This is a genomic window from Nocardia abscessus NBRC 100374 (assembly GCF_000308455.1).
Taxonomy (GTDB): Bacteria; Actinomycetota; Actinomycetes; order Mycobacteriales; family Mycobacteriaceae; genus Nocardia; species Nocardia abscessus.
In genome coordinates this window covers 1-233 of record NZ_BAFP01000183.1, presented here as the reverse complement: position 1 = coordinate 233, position 233 = coordinate 1, and the positions used below count along the sequence as shown (strand labels likewise).

Sequence of the window (233 nt, the reverse complement as noted above, 5' to 3'; positions counted from 1 at the left end):
TCACGTTGAGCGCGGTTCCGAGAGTCGGGCTGAAAGCGAACATCCGCTCGATACGCGCACCCGCGAGGTAAAGAGGTACCCGTGAGCCGGGTACATCAGAGGCGACGAAGTCGACATGCTCGAGCATCGCAGCGATCAATGCAATCGGCACCCGATTGAGGATCGCGGCCACAGTCGCGGAGTGCGGGACCGACCGCTCGGCCATCTGCTCGCGCACAGTCGCGCCGACGCAG

Annotated in this window: 1 protein-coding gene; it reads right to left on the bottom strand. The window is 64.4% G+C overall.

What is annotated here, in order from left to right:
* Window positions 1–205, bottom strand: a 205-nt coding sequence (locus tag ON19_RS30695) for a WS/DGAT domain-containing protein (RefSeq protein WP_255218422.1), incomplete at its 3' end; no start/stop codon positions are given.
* Window positions 206–233: the final 28 nt, after the last annotated feature.